This is a genomic window from Pontibacter burrus (genome assembly GCF_010686685.1).
Taxonomy (GTDB): domain Bacteria; phylum Bacteroidota; class Bacteroidia; order Cytophagales; family Hymenobacteraceae; genus Pontibacter; species Pontibacter burrus.
The window spans coordinates 55,630-74,374 of the sequence record NZ_JAAGWD010000006.1 but is presented as its reverse complement, the minus strand read 5'-3'; the positions used below and the strand labels follow the sequence as shown (position 1 = coordinate 74,374).

Here is an 18,745-nt window from a genome sequence, read left to right as displayed (position 1 = left end):
CAGAACAGAACGCGATTTGATTATACAGATGATGGAAGAAGAAAAGGCAGCTAAGATACAGAGTGGTAGCATACTAATTTCAGAACCTTTTTTGGGTGATCCCAATTTTGAGCGTTCTGTAATTCTGCTTTGCAACCACGACGAAGGTGAAGGCACTTTCGGTTTGGTACTTAATCGCCTGTCTAACCTTAAGCTTTCTGATGTAGTTGATATTTATAACGACGATTTTGATGTAACGCTTGGTATTGGTGGCCCTGTTCAGTACAATACTTTACACTATATCCATCGTTTGCCAAACCTGGCACAGGCCGTGAAATTAGGCGAAGAGCTGTATTGGGGTGGAGATTTTGAGATGCTGCGCACCATGATCGGGGCCGGAATAGTGACTTCTGCCGATATCCGCTTTTTTCTGGGCTACTCCGGCTGGACACCCGGACAATTACAGGAAGAGATTGACAAAAATGTTTGGATAGTAAATAACAATGCTGTGAATAAATTGTTTAATTTAGAGGCAGATACTCTCTGGCGAAGCATCCTACGCCAGATGGGGGGCAAGTATAAGGTGCTATCAAACTATCCGGTAGACCCTCGCCTGAACTAATGTTGGTACATTGTAAACGTAATCCTTAAAATGACTACAGAAAACAAGGATCTGGACACCACCGGAGCTGAGGCTAATAAGCCTGAGAATTTAAATGCAGCAAACGAGCAGAACGAACAACCTGATTCGCTGCAACCTAAAAATGAAGATCAGCAGGAACCAGCTGCACCTGAGCAACCCGAAAAGGCTGCAGAAAGTGTAGTGCCTAAAGAAGATCAGCCGGGAATAAGCCCTGACCTGAGTTCTGAGGAGGAAGCAAAAACAACGGAACAGCACACCGGAGTAATGGCAGATGCTCTGGCGGAAACTATAGATGAGCCAACCCAGGATGCTACTGAAGCCCAAACTACAGCTGCTACACCAGCCCCGGAAACCAGCCACATCGATCACCACGATGAAGAAGAGCTGGAGGAGGAAGATCATACCGACTACACATTATTGACAATAGATGAGCTGCGTAACCACCTTACGGCAGTTCTGAAACGCGGCGATGCCCGAAAAAAACACCGGACTATAAATGAACTCCAGCGCCTGTACGACCAACGCTTTCAGGCTGAAAAAGCCGAGGCATTGGACCGTTTTAAACAGGAAGGCGGCACTGATGAAGATTTTGATTATCATGCTTCGCTGGAGCACCAGGAACTTGAGAAACTGCTTACTGCATACCGCGAGGCACGTTTTCAGGAGCGCCAGCAGTTGGAAGAACAGCGCCATCGTAACCTGGAGCGCAAACAGGAATTATTGGGTCGCCTACGCGAGCTGGTAGAATCGGCAGAAACAAAAAGCAGTGCTGATGAATTGAAGAAACTACAGGCTGAATGGAAAAGCATTGGTCCTGTGCCCGCAGGAGAGGCGCAGCAACTATGGGATTCTTATCACGCACTCCTCGATATTTTCTATAATAACCGCAGCATCTTTTATGAACTGAAAGAACTGGACCGTAAGCGTAACCTGGATGCCAAACTACAGCTTATAGATAGAGCAGAAGCCCTGCAGCAGGAGCAGTCCATTAACAAGGCACTGGAAGAACTGCGCCACCTGCACGAAGAGTGGAAGAACATTGGCCCGGTGCCTAACGACCAGCGCGACCCGATCTGGGAACGTTTTATTCAGGCATCTGAGAAAGTTCATACGCGCCGCAAACTATACCAGGAAGAGCGCCGCGTAACGGAAATGCAAAACCTGGAGAAAAAGCGTGCATTATTAGAACGCCTGCAGCAATATCAGAACTTTAATACCGACCGCATAAACGAGTGGCGCGACAAAACTGACGAAATTCAGAAACTGAAGGAAGAGTGGGATGCAGCCGGCCTGGTACCAAAAGAGTACGCCGAAGAAATTAACAAAAACTTCTGGGGTAACTATAAAGCCTTTTTCCAACATAAGAATCAGTTCTTTAAAGGACTTGATGAGCAGAAAATGCAAAACCTGCGCCTGAAGACAGAACTATGCGAACAGGCTGAGGCCCTGAAAGACAGCAACGATTGGAACTCGACCAAAGAAAAACTGATTCAGTTGCAGAAGAAATGGAAAACTATAGGTCGCGTTCCTGATAAATATTCTGATAAGATCTGGCAACGCTTCCGTAGTGCCTGCAACGAGTTCTTTGACCGTAAGCAAGCGCAAGAGCAGCAACGCAGCTCTGAGATAGAGAAACTATCTGCTGAGAAAATGGAGCTGACCAGCCGCATTTCTGATAAGCTTTCTCAGCCAACTGCTACCAGTAGCATGGAAGAGTATGAGCAGTTCGTGAATGAATGGCGCGCCCTGGATCAGCACAATCAGCGAACCAGCCCGAAAGTGGAGGAGAAATTTATCTCTTTGATGGAGAAGTACCTGGAGCGCGTACCTGGCCTAGATCTGGAAGAACGTAATGAGCGAATCGTTAAACTACAGGTAGAAAGGCTGAAAAGCAGTCCGGATGCTTCCCAGAAACTCTACCAGAAAGAGCAAACGATCCGCAGGGAGATTTCGCAACTGCAGAACGACATCCAGACGCTGCGCACCAACATCGAGTTTTTTGCACGTTCTAAAAACGCCGACAAATTACGCGAGGAGTATGAAGGCAGAATAGCAGATGCACAACAGCGCATCGATCAGCTGAATCGCCAGTTACAGGCCTTCAGAGGCTAATTTTTTATACCTGAATGTCAAACCATTAGGTGGGTGTACTAAAAAAAGTTGCAACGGGTATTTGCAGATTTAAAAATAGACTATACCTTTGCATCGCTTTAGAACACTAAGGCAGACCAGAGTAAGCCTCCATAGCTCAGCTGGTAGAGCAACTGACTTGTAATCAGTAGGTCGTTGGTTCGATTCCGACTGGGGGCTCATTCAAAAAAGCACATGTTTGTACTGCATGTGCTTTTTAATTCAAACATAAGTACAAGCCTCCATAGCTCAGCTGGTAGAGCAACTGACTTGTAATCAGTAGGTCGTTGGTTCGATTCCGACTGGGGGCTCTTAAAAAACATAAATGGCCTTTAGGTGTTAAACCTGAAGGCTTTTTTGTTTTTATTCCATCCTCAAGTCACTTATGATTTATCAGGTTAAATCGTTTATTTTGAGTCCTGGTCACAAGCTCACCCACATATGCAATTGATTGAAGTAAACACGCCTGCGCTTGAAAAGGAATTCCTGCAGGTGCAAATCGATCTTTATAAAAAAGACAAGAACTATATCCGCCCCTTAGATAAAGATGTACTTGGCGTTTTTGATCCTAAAAAAAACAAACTATTGCGGGGTGGTGAGGCTGTCCGCTGGGTACTGAAAGACAACACTGGTAAACTGATTGGCCGTGTAGCTGCTTTCATTAACCCTAAAACATCAAAAGGGGGCGACCAGCCAACAGGCGGCATGGGCTTTTTTGATTGCATTGATGACCAGCACGCAGCCAACATGCTTTTTGATGCCTGCAAAAACTGGCTGCAGGAACGCGGCATGGAAGCAATGGACGGCCCTATTAATTTTGGTGACCGCGACAAATGGTGGGGTCTGCTGATAGATGGTTTTTATCCGCCAACCTATGGCATGCACTATAACTATCCGTATTATCAGCAGCTGTTCGAAAACTATGGCTTTGGCTTATACTTTAAGCAGTATACCTACTACCGCATGGTAGACGATCCGCTTCCGCAGAAGTACCACGAAAAAGCGCAGCGCATCCTGGCCGATACAAACTATAGATTTGAACACTTGAACCTGAAAGAACTGCCAAAGTATACCGAAGATTTCAGGGTCGTTTATAACAAAGGCTGGGCGAAACACGAAGGTGTAAAGCCAATGACCGAGGCGCAGGCTGCCACCATTATGCGTACCCTTAGACCCGTAATTGATGAGCGCCTGATGTGGTTTGCCTACTATGCAGACGAGCCGGTGGGTTTCTTTATAGCCATTCCGGAACTGAACATGCTGTTCAAGCACGTAAACGGCCAGATGAACCTATGGGGCAAACTGAAGTTTCTATACTATAAATGGCGCGGAGCCTGCACTACCATGTACGGTATTGTGTTCGGCATAACCCCGGAGCACCAGAGCAAAGGCGTAGAAGCAGCCCTGGTAGTAGAAGCTGGTAAAGTGGTGCAAAGTAACCCGAGCATGCCATACGTAGACCTGCAGATGAACTGGATTGGTGACTTTAACCCGAAAATGATGCACCTGGTAGAGCAGATTGGTGGCCGTATTTATAAAACGCACGCTACCTACCGCTACCTCTTCGACAGAACAAAAGAGTTTAAGCGCATGCCGATTATCGGGGCCAAGAAAAAAGACTAAGTATTTTACAGCAGAACGATAGATAGCAGGCTGATCTGGTAAATGCCGGTTCAGCCTGTTTTGTTATAAGTCTTAACTCTCAAAACAACTATAGTTGATACCTGTTAAGCAGTAGCTTAAAACAGCACGTTGTAAACTTTGTTTGATACTTTACAGCCCAATGCAACTGTAGTCTTATATACACAATGGATTCACTTACACAGATAGTTTTAGGAGCAGCGGTTGGCGAAGTGGTTGCCGGTAAAAAGTTAGGGAACAAAGCCTTGCTTTGGGGGGCAATAGCGGGCACAATACCAGACCTGGATGTACTTGCAAGCCCGCTACTGGATATGGTAGGAGAGCTAAGCTTTCATCGGTCTGTAACCCATTCGTTTCTGTTTGCCATTGTAATGTCGCCCATACTTGGGAAACTTTTAGGTAGGCTATACAAAAACGAACAGGCAACCTGGAAGGAGTGGAGCTGGCTCTTTTTCTGGGGATTTGTTACGCACGCTTTACTGGATAGCTGCACCACGTGGGGCACCCAATTATTCTGGCCTTTCAGTAACTATGGCGTGGCGTTTTACAACATTTTTGTAATTGATCCGCTCTATACGGTGCCTTTCCTGATTTGCGTGTTAGTGGTAGCATTTTATAACAGAAATAACCCCAAAAGACGATACTGGAACTATGCAGGTTTAACTATCAGTTCTGCTTATTTGCTTTTTTCTTTCGGAGCCAAAGCCGCAGCCAACCAGGTATTCGAGCAAAACCTGGAAGAGCAGAACATCAGCTATAGTTCATACATCAGCAAGCCAACGCCTATGAATACCATCTTCTGGTCGGTAACTGCTGAAGCGCAAAATGGCTTTTACCATAGCTTTTACTCTTTACTGGATTCAAGTAAGCGTCTGAACTATACGTTTGAACCCCAGAATAAACAGCTACTGGAGCCTTACCGGGGTAATGAACGTTTAGAAAGATTGCTGGAGATAACAAAAGGCTATTACACCGTTCAACCTGCAGAGCAAGGAATTCTGATAAATGACCTTCGGTTCGGGAAGTTTGATGACTGGCGTGTTGAAGGAGGGGCTTATGTGTTTGTATACCATGTGTGGCCCAACCCGGACGGAAGCCTGAACTTTGAAGAAGTGAACAACCGCCCTAAAATAGATAAGAATTACCTGGCAGATTATTGGGAACGGATCAAAGGAATTTAAATAAAAAAGAGCAGGTCTGAGCCTGCTCTTTCTTTTAACTATAGACTTTCGTAATAGGCAAGCACTTTCACCCAGCCTTCTTCCGAGGACACGTTTACCTGCTCATTTTTGATAAAGGCCTCTACCTGTTTCGACTTATCATTCACAAGCTGTAACAGCGATTTCTTGTTGAGCTTTACCTTTTCTGGCTCGCCACCATTTTTCACCAGATAGTAATCCTGTTTTTTCACAAACTCATCATACCTGCGATCGGCATTATAAGCCCCGGTGTAGTCAGCTTTGCGGTGTGTAATCTCCGGAACTATAAATAACCTGATAGCTGAGCCCTCGAACAGAACCGGAGTTAACTTTGCACTTCCTGCTTTACCTGCATTAAACTTAACAAAACTTAATGTATTATTACTGGCAGGGTCTGTTAATACAAGCTTATCAACTTTATCGGCTGGAAGCATAAATTCATTGCCCTGTTTGTTTCTATATAGTACCTGGTTGTCATAAACATTGTACATTGCTTCCAGGTCACTGTATGTGGCTCCACCTATAACTATTTCGGCTTTCTGTGGTGAATCGAAGTAAAAAGGAGATCCTTTAACTCCTTCGTGCGGGTTACTAAAGGCTAAAGTTGTTTTAGCACCAACAGTTGTATTCTTAACATGCGTTGATTTAAATGAGCCAGGGATTTCAACGGCAGCCTGCCCGAAACAAGCAGCTGCACCGAACAGCAGTGGCATTAGTGCAAGGAGTTTCTTCATGATATCAGTTTGTTTTAAGTTTGAATATAGTCAAATGCAAATATTAAGCCAATTATTTTAAATTTTATCAATTTATGATGCAAAACAGATTGTCGCTTACTGGCTATAGAGCTATAGCTACAGGTGGGTATAAAGGAATTGGTGAGACAACTGTAAAGAATTGCATGCGCTAAGGGTAGAGGAGCTTGCTGTAGCCCTAAACCCTGAAGTTCTGACGCAGCTTGCTCAGGGTGTACCGCAACAGGTACATACGCTTTTTGCAGATGTAAGCACTGCAGACGGACGTACTCACCTTTATGACTGGGTTCGGTAAAACTGGGGTTACTTGGATACACTTGTAAAAACGTAGGCACCAACATCCGCAAACCAACCGCCGACTACAGTGCTGATGAGTACGATTTCATCATGAACACAAACCTGCGTTCTGCATTTGAGCTTGCTGGTTTGTTTTACCCTTTACTAGCAAAATCAGGTCGTTCAAATATTGTGCATGTAACCTCAGTAGCCGGGCTTACGCCTCTGCGGACCGGTAGTATTTATGGCATGACCAAAACGACACTTACGCAGCTTACCCAAAATTACTGGGAAAGGATAAAGGGGGATTTAAAACAAGAGGAGCAGGTTAAGGCTTACTCCTCTTGTTTTAACTATAAATTATTTAAACTATAGATTCTCGTAATATGCAAGTACTTTCACCCAGCCTTCTTCTGAGGCTATGTTTACCTGCTCATCTTTTATAAATGTTTGTACCTGTTTCGATTTATCATTCACGAGTTGTAACAGCGTTTTCTTGTTGAGTTTTATCTTTTCTGGCTCGCCACCATTTTTCACCAAATAGTAATCATGTTTTTTCTCAAACGACTCATACCTGCGATCAGCATTATAAGCTCCTGTATAATCTGGTTTACGATATGACACATCCGGAACTATAAATAACTTGTGCGATGCACCATTAAACAAAAGGGCACTTAACTTTTCTTTTTTAGTTTTACCTACATTAAATTTTATAAATGTTAAAGTATTATTACTTGAAGGGTCTGTTAAAACAAGCTTATCAACGTTATCGGCGGAAAGCATAAATTCATCGCCTAGTTGGGTTCTATATATAACTTGGTTGTCATAAACATTATACATCGCTTCCAGGTAACTGTAAGTATTTCCACCTATTGTTATTTCTGCTTTATGAGCTGAATCAAAAAAGAATGGTGAGCCTTTAACTCCCACATGCGGATGACTTAAGACTACTGTTGTCTCCGCCCCAATAGTTTTGTTCTTAATACGGTCCATTTTATATGAACCGGGTATTTCAAAAGCTGAAGCAGGTGTTTCGAGAGCTTCTTGACCGAAGCATATTACAGATCCAAATAAGAGCGGTAAAAGAGTGATAATTTTTTTCATGATATTAGTTTGTTTTTAAGGTTGAATATAGACTTAAGTAAATATAACATTTAAAATAAAAAATTCATCTTTTTATGATACAAAACAGATGGTCGCTTGCAGGCTTCAGAGCTATAGTTACAGGGGGCTCTAAAGGGATCGGAGAAGCAACGGTAAAAGAGCTGACTGATATGGGAGCTGAAGTGTTGGCAGTAGCACGCAATCCTGAAGTACTGCAACAGCTTGCTGAGAGCTTTCCAAAGCAACTGCACACGCTGGTTGCAGATGTAAGCACCCCGGATGGACGTACAGACCTTTATGCATGGGTGCAGCAAAACTGGGGTTCTCTGGATATACTCGTAAACAACGTTGGCACCAACATCCGCAAACCAACCGCAGACTATAGTTCTGATGAATACGATTTCATCATGAACACAAACTTACGCTCAGCATATGAGTTGAACCGCCTGTTTTATCCTTTACTGGCTAAATCAGGAAAGGGAAGCATTGTGCATGTAACTTCTGTGGCAGGATTAACACATGTGCGTACTGGCAGCATCTATGGCATGACCAAAGCAGCGCTGACACAGCTCACACGCAACCTTGCCGCAGAATGGGCTTCGGATGGGATACGGGTAAATGCAGTTGCCCCCTGGTACATACGAACACCACTAGCCGAAACAGTGCTGAAAAATGAAGCATTTTATAACAACGTGATCGGCAGAACACCGGCCAGAAAAATAGGAGAACCCGAAGATGTGGCTGCTGCTGTGGCTTTTCTCTGCATGCCTGCAGCCAACTATATTACAGGACAAACTATAGCTGTAGACGGAGGTTTTACAATTAACGGATTTCATCCGCAATAAATAGCATTTTTAAGCCTCTGAAAGGTGTAAAACTATAGTTTAAATGCTGGTTATTCTGCGTAAAAATGTGTAAATTTGTATGTTTAGGATAAGAGGCGCGGCAAGAAAACCGTTGTTCTCTAAAACCCAACAAAATGACACTACACCGTATCTTTCCGCGCTTACTCATCTTCCTGTTTTCTGTGTCCTTTTTCTCTTGCCGGCCAGCCTGCCCAATTGAGCAGTGCCATATACGCATGGTGCACCCGCACGGTGAGGGAGAGTACAGGGGTGTTCCGATCTGGAAAAAACAGAACCTGAAATATGGGGAAAAACTGCCAAGACAGAAGACAAAGCAGGTGAAGAACGAAAAGGACAAGAGCAAAAATAAGAATTAGCTTATATAGCCTAACCGCTATTTTTGCTAAATTGCCAGAATATACCGTTTGTAACTAAAACTAATTTTTATACTTCGAAACATGAATGAAGGCGAAAGAATAATACCAATCAACATTGAAGACGAAATGCGCGGCGCGTATATCGACTATTCAATGTCTGTTATCATTTCGAGAGCCTTACCCGATGTTCGTGATGGCCTGAAACCAGTGCACCGCCGTGTACTGTATGGTATGTCTGAACTGGGGGTATCGTATAATAAACCATATAAAAAGTCTGCCAGGATAGTAGGAGAGGTGCTTGGTAAATACCACCCGCACGGCGACTCTTCTGTATACGACACGATGGTGCGTATGGCACAGGAGTGGTCGTTGCGCTACCCGCTGGTAGATGGCCAGGGTAACTATGGCTCCATTGACGGTGACTCGCCGGCTGCCATGCGTTACACCGAAGCCCGTTTAAAGCGTATCGCTGATGAGTTGTTGGGTGACCTGGACAAGAACACAGTTGACTTTGTTCCGAACTTCGATGACTCCCTGAAAGAGCCAAGCGTAATGCCGGCTAAATTCCCGAACCTGCTGGTAAACGGAACATCGGGTATTGCAGTAGGTATGGCCACAAACATGGCACCGCATAACCTTACCGAAGTTATCAATGGGATCAACGCATACATCGATAACCGTGATATTACCATTGCCGAGCTAATGCAGTACATTACCGCGCCGGATTTCCCGACCGGAGGTATTATACATGGCTACGATGGCGTTAAATCTGCTTTCGAAACCGGTCGTGGCCGTGTACTGATGCGTGCCCGCGCTAACTTTGAGACCACACCGTCGGGTAAGGAACAGATTATTGTAACAGAGATCCCTTACATGGTGAACAAGGCAACGCTGATTGAAAAAACAGCAGCCCTTGTTAACGAGAAGAAAATAGAAGGCATAGCCGACCTGCGCGATGAATCTGACCGTGATGGTCTTCGTATTGTGTATGACCTGAAACGGGATGCTATACCGAATGTGGTATTGAACAACCTGTACAAGTACACGGCGCTGCAGTCTTCGTTTGGTGTAAACAACGTGGCCCTGGTAAAAGGTCGCCCGATGACGCTGAACCTGAAAGAACTGATCCACCATTTTGTGGAGCACCGTCATGAGGTAGTTGTACGCAGAACGCAGTTCGAACTCGATGAAGCCAGAAAACGCGCGCACATCCTGGAAGGCTTGTTGATTGCCCTGGATAACCTGGATGAAGTAATCAACCTGATCCGTTCATCAAGAGATCCTGAGATTGCCCGTAATGGCTTGATGGAGCGCTTCAGCTTAACCGAAATACAGGCCCGTGCAATACTTGATATGCGTCTGCAGCGCCTTACAGGTTTGGAGCGCGACAAAATACAGGCAGAGTACCAGGAAATTATGCAACTGATCGATTACCTGACCTCTGTACTGAACGATGAAGACCTGCGTATGCAGATCATTAAAGACGAACTGGCTGAAATCAAAGAGCGTTATGGCGATACACGTCGTACAACTATAGAAGCCAGCACAGGAGATATCTCTTATGAGGATATGATCCCGGAAGAGAACATGGTGATTACGATTTCGCACGAAGGGTACATTAAGCGTACATCGCTTAACGAGTACCGTAGCCAGAGCCGTGGTGGAATCGGATCCAGAGGGGTTGCAGCATCTAAGGAAAGCGACTTTACAGAGCACCTGTTCATTGCAAGCACGCATAATCACATGCTGTTCTTTACAGAATTTGGCCGTGTGTTCTGGCTTAAAGTATACGAGATTCCGGAAGGTAGCAAAACGTCAAAAGGCCGTGCTATCCAGAACCTGATACAAATAGAGCGCGAAGATAAAGTACGTGCTGTACTGAATGTGCACGATCTTAAGAATCAGGACTTTGTACTTAATCACAACCTGGTTTTCTGTACAGAGCAAGGTACGATCAAGAAAACGGTACTAGAAGCTTATTCACGCCCAAGAACAAACGGTATCAACGCCATAACTATAAACGAAGGCGACCGTTTGCTGGATGTGCAGTTAACTACAGGCAACAGCGAAATTATAATTGCGCTGGAGTCGGGGAGGGCAATCCGCTTTAATGAATCGCAGGTGCGTCCAATGGGCCGTAATGCAGCTGGTGTGCGCGGCGTAACCTTGGCCGGACCAGATGACAAAGTAGTTGGTATGGTTTGTGTAGAAAGTCCGGAAACAGAGCTACTGGTTGTATCAGAGAACGGATTTGGTAAACGATCTTTATTAGAAGAATACCGTATTACGAACCGCGGCGGTAAAGGTGTTAAAACCCTGAATGTAACCGACAAAACAGGTAAACTGGTTGCTATTAAAGGCGTAACAGATACAGATGACCTGATGATCATTAACCGTTCCGGTATTACAATCAGGCTAAAAGTAGCAGATATCAGGGTAATTGGCCGCGCAACACAAGGCGTGCGACTGATTAAGCTGAACGAGGGCGACCAAATCTCATCTGTAGCGAAAGTAGAGATGGAGAATGAAGAAGAGCTTGAAGAGGTAGTAATGCAGCAGTCAGAACTTGATCCGGAGGAAACACTTCAGCCTGATACCATGATCGACCCTGAGCAGACTGAAGAAGCCTAATAAGTTGATTAACATGAATTTATTTATAGTTAGTAAACGTTAAATTACAAACACAAACCTTCATAAACGAGCATGAAAAAAGTACTCTTAACCGCACTGGCTGCTGCTACTATTTCAGTAGCAAGCGCTCAGAACTCGGCTGTGAACAGTGCCATCCTTAACCACAAGAATGGTACATTAGATAAAGCACAGACTGAGATTGACAAAGCCATCGCGAACGATAAAACAAAGGATAAAGCTAAAACATGGTTTACCCGTGGTATGGTTTATCAGGACATGATTGGCCACCCGGTATATGGTAAATTAGCTACTGATAAAACTCCTGAAATTGTGCTGGAGGCTTATAACAAAACTATACAGCTGGATGGTAAAGACGGACAGTATGGCAAGCAAGTGCCAGAGCGTATGGAGATGCTTTATGCTCAGGTACTGAACCAGGCCATAGAAGCTCACAACGCGCAGGATTGGGACAAGGCCATTGCTAACTATGAGTTAACCCTTAAAGTTAAGCCAGGCGATACAACTGCTTTAAAATATGGTACTTATGCAGCTATTAACAAGCAGGATTATGGCAAGGCGATTAACTTTACAGACAAGTTAATTGCTTCTGGCAATGCGGATGAAGATGCATACAAAACTAAGATCCAATTATTGCAGGAAACAGAAGCTTCTGATGAGCAGGTAATGACTGCACTTGCCGAAGCCCTGAAAGCCTATCCGAACAGTGTATTCCTGATGCAGGAAGAACTGCGCTACTACCTGAAAAATAACCGTGCTGATGAGGCAATGGTTAAACTGGAGAAAGCCATTGAAAAGGATCCAAACAATGCCAGCCTTTATGCTGTATTAGGTAACCTGCAGGAGAAAAAAGGTGATCTGGATGCTGCTTATAAGAGCTATCAGAAAGCCATTGAAGTAGATCCAAAAAACTTTGATGCTTACTTTAACCTTGCGGTTTTAGAGTATAACAAAGGTACTGAAGTAAATAACAGAGCTGCTAAAATGGACTACGCAACATACCAGAAGCGTGGTAAAGCCTTAGAAGCGCAGGCTAAGAAGCATTTCGAAGCATCTTTACCATACTTTGAAAAAGCTCACCAGATACAGCCGGAAGACCAGGCAACTATTAGAAACCTGTTGGCAGTTTATACAAGACTGAAGCGTACAGCTGATGCTGAGCGTATGAATCAGAAACTGAAATAAGTTTTAACGCTACTACAGAAAAGGAAGCTCAAAAGGCTTCCTTTTTTTATTATTCTGAATTGGTTAGGAGTGTAATCTAGACTATAGTTTTAACCCATGAATATGAGTTGCTAAACATACTACTTAACATAATATAAATTATAAGACTGATTTATACGATCTAAAATAAGTGTCACTGATAATATACTTTATGTTAAATAGACAGAGAAATTTACGGAACAGCAACTACAAACCAACATCTGTCAGTTTCATACTTATGACAACATAATTACATGTTTACATCTTCTTTGTCTTTCATTTATTTATCGATAAACCGTTTGTCGTGCTCTAGAATGCTTTTGTCGGACTGTTTGTGGTTGAGTGCTTAAACTTACTTATGTTTAACTATACAACTATAAACTAAGCTATCTACTTTATGAAATGTCCGAATTGCAACGAAACCCTGCTGATGAGCGATAAAAATGGTGTTGAGATCGATTACTGTCCAAGTTGCCGTGGTATTTGGCTTGATCGCGGTGAATTAGAGAAAATTATAGAGCGCTCAGGCGACCATTATTCTAAACGCGAAAACTATGATGCTGATTACAAGCGTTATGGTTACGATAAATATGGCCGTGAGAAAAAGCATCCGCACAAGAAAAAGGAATCATTCCTGAGCGATCTGTTTGATTTCTAACATGAAAAAACAATAAAAAAGCCTGAGCAAACATACTGCCCAGGCTTTTTTCGTAAGTATTTCTTAAACTATAGTTCGGACTACTTCTATCTTGTCTCCTGGCTTTATTAAAGCGTAATCATCTCTGCCTTCTCCGCGTAGCCAACCAACTATAGCCAGTGCTATGGCAACCGCAATTGCAATGATAAGTGCCGGTAAAAACCCATCTAGTTTGAAGTTACCTACCAGTTTATCAACCAATTTTAGCATCAGTGCTGTAACGATAAGCCCTACAATCGCTTCGAGCAGGAAAAACGTTACCAGGTTTAATAAGCCTCCCAATATCCAGCCTATGGTAGCCGTGAATATTGCGGTCAGAAAAGCAACCCAAAGTGCTGTCCCAAAGCTTTTTACATGCACGCTCGACATGGCATACGACATGATCAGAATAACAGCGGCTGTAACTATAAGGTTAATAATAAAGTCAATCATAGTCTTATTGTTTTATCATAATATGTTCCTATCATCATATTACGCAATTAAAGACTAAAACGATTAAACCAGCTTCTATTTCCGGTATGCAGGTTTTAATTTGCCGGCATATGCTTTTTCAAACTTCTGTACTTTTGGTTTTGCCACGCGTAGCACGTAAATGTCGCCAGGGTTTAGTGCATAATAATCCTGATGATAAGCTTCTGCGGGCCAGAATTTGCGGAACGGCTCTACCTGTGTTACTATTTTATTTTTATACTTTCCGGAAGCATTTAACTTCTTTATCTGCTCATCTATCATTTTTTTCTCGGCTGGTGTACGATAAAAAATAGCCGAGCGATACTGCTTCCCAACATCTGGCCCCTGCCTGTTAAGCGTAGTCGGATCATGTGTCGCGAAAAATATTTCTACTAACTCGGCATAGCTTATTTGGTCCGGGTGGTAATATACCTGTACACCTTCGGCATGCCCGGTTCTTCCATTACTTACCTGCTCGTAAGTCGGGTGTTCCTCCTTCCCTCCTACATACCCTGAAATGACAGCCTCTACTCCTACTAATCGCTCAAAATACGCTTCAGTACACCAGAAACATCCGCCTGCAAAGGTAGCTTTAGCCAGACCAGCTGTATCAGGTACTGCTTGTGCATTGTTTTGCTGCAATACTTCAGTTCCAGTTGTAGTATCCGGCTGCGAGCAGCCGCCAAGCAAAAAGATAAGTGGAAAAAGGATGAAATGGTAAACAGACATGGCCTGACTAGTTTTAGATTTTAGAAATCAGAGAGTTTAATAACTACAGTACTACAATATTTTACGGTTCTGTAATAGAACAGGCTAAATAATGCAGTGTTTATAGTTAGCTTAGAAATTACCACAGGTCTCTTCACAACTATAACTTAAGTTCAGCCATAAGCAACTCCTAAACTCACAAACCCTCGAACTCTTAAACTTTAGTGCAGACTGTGTTTACGGTCGGATATTACTTTCTCAAAATCCCATTCTACACGCTCTTTAAAAGCATGAATGCGTACCTGGCAATCCGCTTTGCTGCAGATGTGGCACGAAGCTTCGATGCATGGATCTGTATGTATGAAAAGTTCGATAGCAGGGTCGATTTTGTCGCGGATAAGGGCTCCGACTGCTTCCACCTCGTCATGCGCTTCCAGTACGTTCAGGTACCAGGGCACCGTAAGATGACAGTCAATGTGAAGCGTTGATCCGTATTTAATTACCCGCAGGTTATGAATATCGATCCAGTTTTCGCGGCGGTTTTCATTGAGCACTTTAACGATACGTCTCAACAGTTCATAGTCGGCTTCATCCATAATGCCCGCAACCGAAGAGCGCACAATTTTGTATCCGGTATAGCAGATCAGGCCACCGAAAACTATAGCTACCACGCTGTCGAGCCATACCATTCCTGTAAAGTAGATCAGCACCAACCCGATCAGAATACCGGCTGTGGAATAAGCATCGGTTTTCAGGTGTTTGCCACCGGCAGTTAAAATCAGGGAATTGATTTGCTGCCCACGGCGCACCGTAAAATACCCGACCGCATAGTTTACAAACCCGCTTATGGCAGTAAGTAAAATACCCACGTCCAGTTTGGAAAGCGCCTGTGGCTCAAAAATGTTGTAGACCGATTTAAAAATGATCACGCTGCCGGCCACCAGTATCAGGGAGCCTTCGAAGGTGGCTGCGATAAACTCTATCTTACCATGCCCATATGGGTGGTTTTCGTCGCGGGGGCGCGCTGACAGGACCAAACTATAGAGTGAAAACCCTCCGGCCACCACGTTTATAATGGATTCCAGGGCATCTGTTAAGATCGCGTTTGAGTTTGTCAGAAAATAGGCGACAAACTTTGCGACCAGAAGCACTACGCCTACCAGTACAACAAAAATCTGTATCCTGATATTATCGCGAAGCCGGGTTGCGTTTGGGAGCATCTGTTGGAAAGCTGCTGATTACAGGCACAAAGATACGAAAAATACCTGCCTCCCGGTCATTTAGCAGGACTGGAAAAGATTTAAACGCTAATTATAGTTTACAGCAGGTCGCTTAAATCCAGCCAGTTAGGATTCATAGATTCGATCAGGCGCATGTTGTCGTTCTGGCTGCTTTCTCTGATGTGTTTTTCGCGGGCGAGTGCCATCGCTTCCATGTTATAGTGCTCATAGTATACAAGCTTGCGTGGTCTGGTTTCCCGTTGCTGATTGTTTTGCATGTACTGATGCAGGTCTCCGGCTGTGCCAATCTGCAGATTGTTTCCCGGCTCACCGCCAAAAATGTATACAAAGTAGTGGTTGTTATTGTCTTGCATAGCAATTATATTTATGTATAGCTATACGTAGGATATACTGCTACGTTCCTAATAAAGGTGCTATACTATGAACGAAAAAGCTGCCTCAGACAATACTCGAAAAAATTATAAATTTGCTTAATTATAAATCAGGCTTATCCATCAGCCATTGCCAGGCCTCCAGTACATCATAAAAAGTCTGTATCTCAACTTTCGAGCTTAAACTTATAATCTCATCAATACCGATTTGCGTGTAAAAAGCTGGTGAATAAACCCATGCAAAATAGCGTATGCCAAGTGCATTCATTTCCGGGAACCAAACCTTGCCTACCCATTCTATAGCACCAGGATAATGCCCTGTAACACGCGTGTTATTATTCAGAATTTTGCTGAACTTATGCTCTTTTAAGGTATCCAGTATCGTTGTGCAACCTAGCCTTGCTCTGCCTGCATCAAGCACGCCAGACCAGTCAGCGAACAGAATCTGCTCATTTGAACATCTGTATAGTTTCAGGAAATCGGCTGTTGCCGGAGTTGAAAGATGCTCATGTTGCAGAATGTGTTCCATGTAGTTATTGCACAGGTTTTCTTATAAAGTCAATACTAAGATTTATCTTAATAAGATACAATTTTGCAACACTAATTCTAATTCATTTTTGCAACGCGGGTAAGCTAAATTTAAATACAGGGTATGTCCGTATTCAAGTATCTGCAACAATAGTGGTTGCGTATACCTGCGCATGGCCTTAAGTAAGAAAATAGAAAGCTATCTGGGAAAGATCTACAGCCCAGACTCCCGCATAAATGAGCGCCTGCTTGGCAAGGATATTACCTTTATAACCAATGAAGCAGGCGAACCTGTTACCTTATTTATTGGTGTGCGTCGTGAAGATGGAGCTATAACAGGCGAGCGCTATGTACGCACCATTGTACGGCAACCAGGCAGCCAGAAAATAATGAAAAGCCACTGGGACCTGAAAGGCAAAGTAAGCAGAGGTTAATCTATAGTTCGTTCAGGTCGTAGTCTTTGCCTTTGCCATAGCGCAGCAAATCCTGAAGTTCGTATTTATCCAGGGTATGCAGGTCTTTTAGCAGAAACTTCTCTCCTTCCATTATATCTGTCACCACAAATTCAAAAACTTCGCCGTGGTTCTGAAGCCTGTATTTATTGCCTTTGCGCAGGTTATTAAATGCTAATGCCATCTTTTCTGTTTGCTTGTAAAGATAGTTAACAGTTTATTGTCGGTATCAACTATAGAAATTTATTTATAGCCCGTCTGCCGATTAACTATAGTTTAGAGATACGGACATTTGTATAGAATAAGCATCAAACTATAGTTTGTATGTAAATTTTATAGTTGGTGTGTTAAGCTTATTTTTGCAGTTCAGAGGAGGACTATGGGTTTAGATATTATTTATGAAGACGAGTACTATGTAGCTATTAATAAGCCACATGGCTTGCTGGTGCATCGTACACGAATTGCGGAAGAGAAAAAAGAGTTTGCCTTGCAGATGCTCCGCGACCAGCTTAACCAGAAAGTTTACCCGGTTCATCGCCTTGATCGTGGCACCTCTGGTGTTCTGCTTTTTGCAAAATCTCCGGAGGCAGCTGCTCCGCTTGTGCAACAGTTTGAAGAGCGTGAGACTGGCAAAGTGTATTATGCTATAGTTAGAGGCTACACACCTGATGCTGCAACTATAGACAACCCCATACGGCCAGATAAAGACCATCAGCATAAATTGCCCCAGGATGCCGTAACACATTATGCGCGGCTGGCAACTATAGAATTACCTATACCGGTAGGCCGGTACGCCACAGCACGCTATAGTCTGGTGCAGGTTAAACCTGAAACCGGCCGCATGCACCAAATCCGGAAACATTTCGCTCATATCAGGCACTATATTGTTGGTGATAAAAAGCACGGCGACTGGCGCCACAACAAGATGTTTTTGGAAGAGTTGAACTGCCCGCATATGCTGCTGCACGGGGCTGAGCTACAATTTAAGCATCCATACACAGGCCAAGAAGTTCTGGTAAAAGCACCGCTCTCGCCAACTATAACCCGAATGTGCGCCCGGTTTAACTGGCTGACTTCGCTTGCAAAACACCAGGTATTGTATCCGGAACTTTCTGAAATAGTTACTCCTGATGTAACGCCCGCTTAATCAGCTCCAGTTGCAGTTGGGCCACTACCTGGTTGCTGGCATCAGAATTTATCAGCAGCAGCATGTACGCTACCGGCGATAAACGCCAATCCTGCATCACCTGGCCATCCTGCGACCTGTATACTGCTTTTATATTTTCCTGAAGCGGCAGATGCATGCAACTGCATACGTCGGTGGCTCTTTTAACAGCTTCACTTAGCTCTTCCCGGCTACGGCAGGCATGCTTATCCAGCAGGTCGCTGGCATAATACGTTAAATTGCGTTCTGCTATGCTTTCCAGAAAGCCGTCTATCCGGCTATGGTACAATATCTGATCTAAGGTTGCTAACATAGTGGCTATGGCTGTTTACAGG

At 43.9% G+C, this 18,745-nt stretch carries 21 protein-coding genes and 2 tRNA genes; 14 read left to right on the top strand and 9 right to left on the bottom strand.

The window, feature by feature from the left end:
• Positions 1-28 precede the first annotated feature (28 nt).
• The 6 genes from GXP69_RS13870 (at position 29) to GXP69_RS13845 (ending at position 5,574) form a co-directional block, all read left to right on the top strand.
• Positions 29-601 (top strand): YqgE/AlgH family protein, encoded by a 573-nt coding sequence (locus GXP69_RS13870; protein WP_317164594.1) that lies wholly within the window; start codon positions 29-31, stop codon positions 599-601.
• 30 nt (positions 602-631) lie between these two features.
• Positions 632-2,734 carry a DUF349 domain-containing protein gene (locus GXP69_RS13865; RefSeq protein WP_163915683.1) on the top strand — a complete coding sequence of 701 codons (2,103 nt, stop codon included), beginning with the start codon at positions 632-634 and terminating at the stop codon, positions 2,732-2,734.
• Positions 2,735-2,859: 125 nt separating this feature from the next.
• Positions 2,860-2,932 (top strand) — tRNA-Thr (locus GXP69_RS13860).
• A gap of 58 nt (positions 2,933-2,990) precedes the next feature.
• Positions 2,991-3,063: transfer RNA gene (locus tag GXP69_RS13855), tRNA-Thr, on the top strand.
• A 130-nt stretch (positions 3,064-3,193) separates the two neighbouring features.
• Entirely contained in the window at positions 3,194-4,375 is a 1,182-nt protein-coding gene (locus GXP69_RS13850) for a hypothetical protein (protein WP_163915682.1), read from the top strand.
• Between the two features lie 185 nt (positions 4,376-4,560).
• On the top strand, positions 4,561-5,574 hold the full coding sequence (locus GXP69_RS13845) for a metal-dependent hydrolase (protein WP_163915681.1): 1,014 nt from the start codon (positions 4,561-4,563) through the stop codon (positions 5,572-5,574).
• Positions 5,575-5,612: 38 nt separating this feature from the next.
• Here the strand turns inward: GXP69_RS13845 and GXP69_RS13840 are convergent, their stop codons facing one another.
• On the bottom strand, positions 5,613-6,326 hold the full coding sequence (locus GXP69_RS13840) for a hypothetical protein (protein WP_163915680.1): 714 nt from the start codon (positions 6,324-6,326) through the stop codon (positions 5,613-5,615).
• Positions 6,327-6,626: 300 nt separating this feature from the next.
• Between GXP69_RS13840 and GXP69_RS19370 the strand changes: the two genes are divergently transcribed.
• Positions 6,627-6,995: an SDR family NAD(P)-dependent oxidoreductase gene (locus GXP69_RS19370; protein ID WP_163915921.1), complete on the top strand. Its 369-nt coding sequence runs from the start codon at positions 6,627-6,629 to the stop codon at positions 6,993-6,995.
• Here GXP69_RS19370 and GXP69_RS13830 read toward each other — a convergent pair.
• Complete coding sequence (locus tag GXP69_RS13830; protein ID WP_163915679.1) at positions 6,990-7,724, bottom strand: hypothetical protein; 735 nt, start codon at positions 7,722-7,724, stop codon at positions 6,990-6,992. The two genes, GXP69_RS19370 and GXP69_RS13830, sit on opposite strands and share 6 nt — an antisense overlap.
• A gap of 74 nt (positions 7,725-7,798) precedes the next feature.
• Between GXP69_RS13830 and GXP69_RS13825 the strand changes: the two genes are divergently transcribed.
• The 5 genes from GXP69_RS13825 (at position 7,799) to GXP69_RS13805 (ending at position 13,456) form a co-directional block, all read left to right on the top strand.
• Positions 7,799-8,569, top strand: a complete 771-nt coding sequence (locus GXP69_RS13825) for an SDR family oxidoreductase (RefSeq protein WP_163915678.1) — start codon at positions 7,799-7,801, stop codon at positions 8,567-8,569.
• A 134-nt stretch (positions 8,570-8,703) separates the two neighbouring features.
• Positions 8,704-8,946 carry a hypothetical protein gene (locus GXP69_RS13820; RefSeq protein ID WP_163915677.1) on the top strand — a complete coding sequence of 81 codons (243 nt, stop codon included), beginning with the start codon at positions 8,704-8,706 and terminating at the stop codon, positions 8,944-8,946.
• Positions 8,947-9,027: 81 nt separating this feature from the next.
• The gene (gene gyrA, locus GXP69_RS13815) at positions 9,028-11,577 is read left to right on the top strand and encodes a DNA gyrase subunit A (RefSeq protein WP_163915676.1); all 2,550 of its coding nucleotides are present in this window, start codon (positions 9,028-9,030) and stop codon (positions 11,575-11,577) included.
• A gap of 72 nt (positions 11,578-11,649) precedes the next feature.
• Positions 11,650-12,780 carry a tetratricopeptide repeat protein gene (locus GXP69_RS13810; protein WP_163915675.1) on the top strand — a complete coding sequence of 377 codons (1,131 nt, stop codon included), beginning with the start codon at positions 11,650-11,652 and terminating at the stop codon, positions 12,778-12,780.
• 415 nt (positions 12,781-13,195) lie between these two features.
• Positions 13,196-13,456, top strand: coding sequence for a TFIIB-type zinc ribbon-containing protein (locus tag GXP69_RS13805; protein ID WP_163915674.1), 261 nt, complete (start codon positions 13,196-13,198; stop codon positions 13,454-13,456).
• A 63-nt stretch (positions 13,457-13,519) separates the two neighbouring features.
• Here GXP69_RS13805 and GXP69_RS13800 read toward each other — a convergent pair whose 3' ends face one another.
• From GXP69_RS13800 to GXP69_RS13780, 5 genes are all read right to left on the bottom strand, one after another.
• Positions 13,520-13,927: a phage holin family protein gene (locus GXP69_RS13800; protein WP_204282038.1), complete on the bottom strand. Its 408-nt coding sequence runs from the start codon at positions 13,925-13,927 to the stop codon at positions 13,520-13,522.
• A gap of 75 nt (positions 13,928-14,002) precedes the next feature.
• On the bottom strand, positions 14,003-14,674 hold the full coding sequence (gene msrA / locus GXP69_RS13795) for a peptide-methionine (S)-S-oxide reductase MsrA (RefSeq protein WP_163915673.1): 672 nt from the start codon (positions 14,672-14,674) through the stop codon (positions 14,003-14,005).
• 200 nt (positions 14,675-14,874) lie between these two features.
• Positions 14,875-15,873: a cation diffusion facilitator family transporter gene (locus tag GXP69_RS13790; RefSeq protein WP_163915672.1), complete on the bottom strand. Its 999-nt coding sequence runs from the start codon at positions 15,871-15,873 to the stop codon at positions 14,875-14,877.
• 98 nt (positions 15,874-15,971) lie between these two features.
• Positions 15,972-16,247 (bottom strand): GIY-YIG nuclease family protein, encoded by a 276-nt coding sequence (locus tag GXP69_RS13785; RefSeq protein ID WP_163915671.1) that lies wholly within the window; start codon positions 16,245-16,247, stop codon positions 15,972-15,974.
• 121 nt (positions 16,248-16,368) lie between these two features.
• A complete protein-coding gene (locus tag GXP69_RS13780; protein WP_163915670.1) occupies positions 16,369-16,794 on the bottom strand; it encodes a hypothetical protein in 426 nt (141 codons plus the stop codon).
• Between the two features lie 172 nt (positions 16,795-16,966).
• Here GXP69_RS13780 and GXP69_RS13775 point away from each other — a divergent pair, with 172 nt between their 5' ends.
• Positions 16,967-17,227 (top strand): hypothetical protein, encoded by a 261-nt coding sequence (locus GXP69_RS13775; RefSeq protein WP_163915669.1) that lies wholly within the window; start codon positions 16,967-16,969, stop codon positions 17,225-17,227.
• Between the two features lies 1 nt (position 17,228).
• Here GXP69_RS13775 and GXP69_RS13770 read toward each other — a convergent pair whose 3' ends face one another.
• A complete protein-coding gene (locus tag GXP69_RS13770; RefSeq protein ID WP_163915668.1) occupies positions 17,229-17,429 on the bottom strand; it encodes a hypothetical protein in 201 nt (66 codons plus the stop codon).
• Positions 17,430-17,624: 195 nt separating this feature from the next.
• On the opposite strand from GXP69_RS13770, the gene GXP69_RS13765 reads away from it, so the two are divergent.
• On the top strand, positions 17,625-18,392 hold the full coding sequence (locus GXP69_RS13765) for a pseudouridine synthase (RefSeq protein ID WP_163915667.1): 768 nt from the start codon (positions 17,625-17,627) through the stop codon (positions 18,390-18,392).
• Here the strand turns inward: GXP69_RS13765 and GXP69_RS13760 are convergent.
• Positions 18,367-18,723 carry a hypothetical protein gene (locus GXP69_RS13760; protein WP_163915666.1) on the bottom strand — a complete coding sequence of 119 codons (357 nt, stop codon included), beginning with the start codon at positions 18,721-18,723 and terminating at the stop codon, positions 18,367-18,369. The two genes, GXP69_RS13765 and GXP69_RS13760, sit on opposite strands and share 26 nt — an antisense overlap.
• Between the last annotated feature and the right edge of the window lie 22 nt (positions 18,724-18,745).

Coding starts and splice junctions, on each gene's coding strand:
- GXP69_RS13840 (WP_163915680.1), bottom strand. CDS start 6,326: ATGAAGAAACTCCTTGCACTAATGCCACTGCTGTTCGGTGCAGCTGCT.
- GXP69_RS13785 (WP_163915671.1), bottom strand. CDS start 16,247: ATGCAAGACAATAACAACCACTACTTTGTATACATTTTTGGCGGTGAG.
- GXP69_RS13845 (WP_163915681.1), top strand. CDS start 4,561: ATGGATTCACTTACACAGATAGTTTTAGGAGCAGCGGTTGGCGAAGTG.
- GXP69_RS13805 (WP_163915674.1), top strand. CDS start 13,196: ATGAAATGTCCGAATTGCAACGAAACCCTGCTGATGAGCGATAAAAAT.
- GXP69_RS13850 (WP_163915682.1), top strand. CDS start 3,194: ATGCAATTGATTGAAGTAAACACGCCTGCGCTTGAAAAGGAATTCCTG.
- GXP69_RS13820 (WP_163915677.1), top strand. CDS start 8,704: ATGACACTACACCGTATCTTTCCGCGCTTACTCATCTTCCTGTTTTCT.
- GXP69_RS13765 (WP_163915667.1), top strand. CDS start 17,625: ATGGGTTTAGATATTATTTATGAAGACGAGTACTATGTAGCTATTAAT.
- GXP69_RS13780 (WP_163915670.1), bottom strand. CDS start 16,794: ATGGAACACATTCTGCAACATGAGCATCTTTCAACTCCGGCAACAGCC.
- GXP69_RS13775 (WP_163915669.1), top strand. CDS start 16,967: ATGGCCTTAAGTAAGAAAATAGAAAGCTATCTGGGAAAGATCTACAGC.
- GXP69_RS13760 (WP_163915666.1), bottom strand. CDS start 18,723: ATGTTAGCAACCTTAGATCAGATATTGTACCATAGCCGGATAGACGGC.
- GXP69_RS13830 (WP_163915679.1), bottom strand. CDS start 7,724: ATGAAAAAAATTATCACTCTTTTACCGCTCTTATTTGGATCTGTAATA.
- GXP69_RS13800 (WP_204282038.1), bottom strand. CDS start 13,927: ATGATTGACTTTATTATTAACCTTATAGTTACAGCCGCTGTTATTCTG.
- GXP69_RS13790 (WP_163915672.1), bottom strand. CDS start 15,873: ATGCTCCCAAACGCAACCCGGCTTCGCGATAATATCAGGATACAGATT.
- GXP69_RS13865 (WP_163915683.1), top strand. CDS start 632: ATGACTACAGAAAACAAGGATCTGGACACCACCGGAGCTGAGGCTAAT.
- msrA (WP_163915673.1), bottom strand. CDS start 14,674: ATGTCTGTTTACCATTTCATCCTTTTTCCACTTATCTTTTTGCTTGGC.
- GXP69_RS13770 (WP_163915668.1), bottom strand. CDS start 17,429: ATGGCATTAGCATTTAATAACCTGCGCAAAGGCAATAAATACAGGCTT.
- GXP69_RS13810 (WP_163915675.1), top strand. CDS start 11,650: ATGAAAAAAGTACTCTTAACCGCACTGGCTGCTGCTACTATTTCAGTA.
- GXP69_RS13825 (WP_163915678.1), top strand. CDS start 7,799: ATGATACAAAACAGATGGTCGCTTGCAGGCTTCAGAGCTATAGTTACA.
- gyrA (WP_163915676.1), top strand. CDS start 9,028: ATGAATGAAGGCGAAAGAATAATACCAATCAACATTGAAGACGAAATG.
- GXP69_RS13870 (WP_317164594.1), top strand. CDS start 29: ATGATGGAAGAAGAAAAGGCAGCTAAGATACAGAGTGGTAGCATACTA.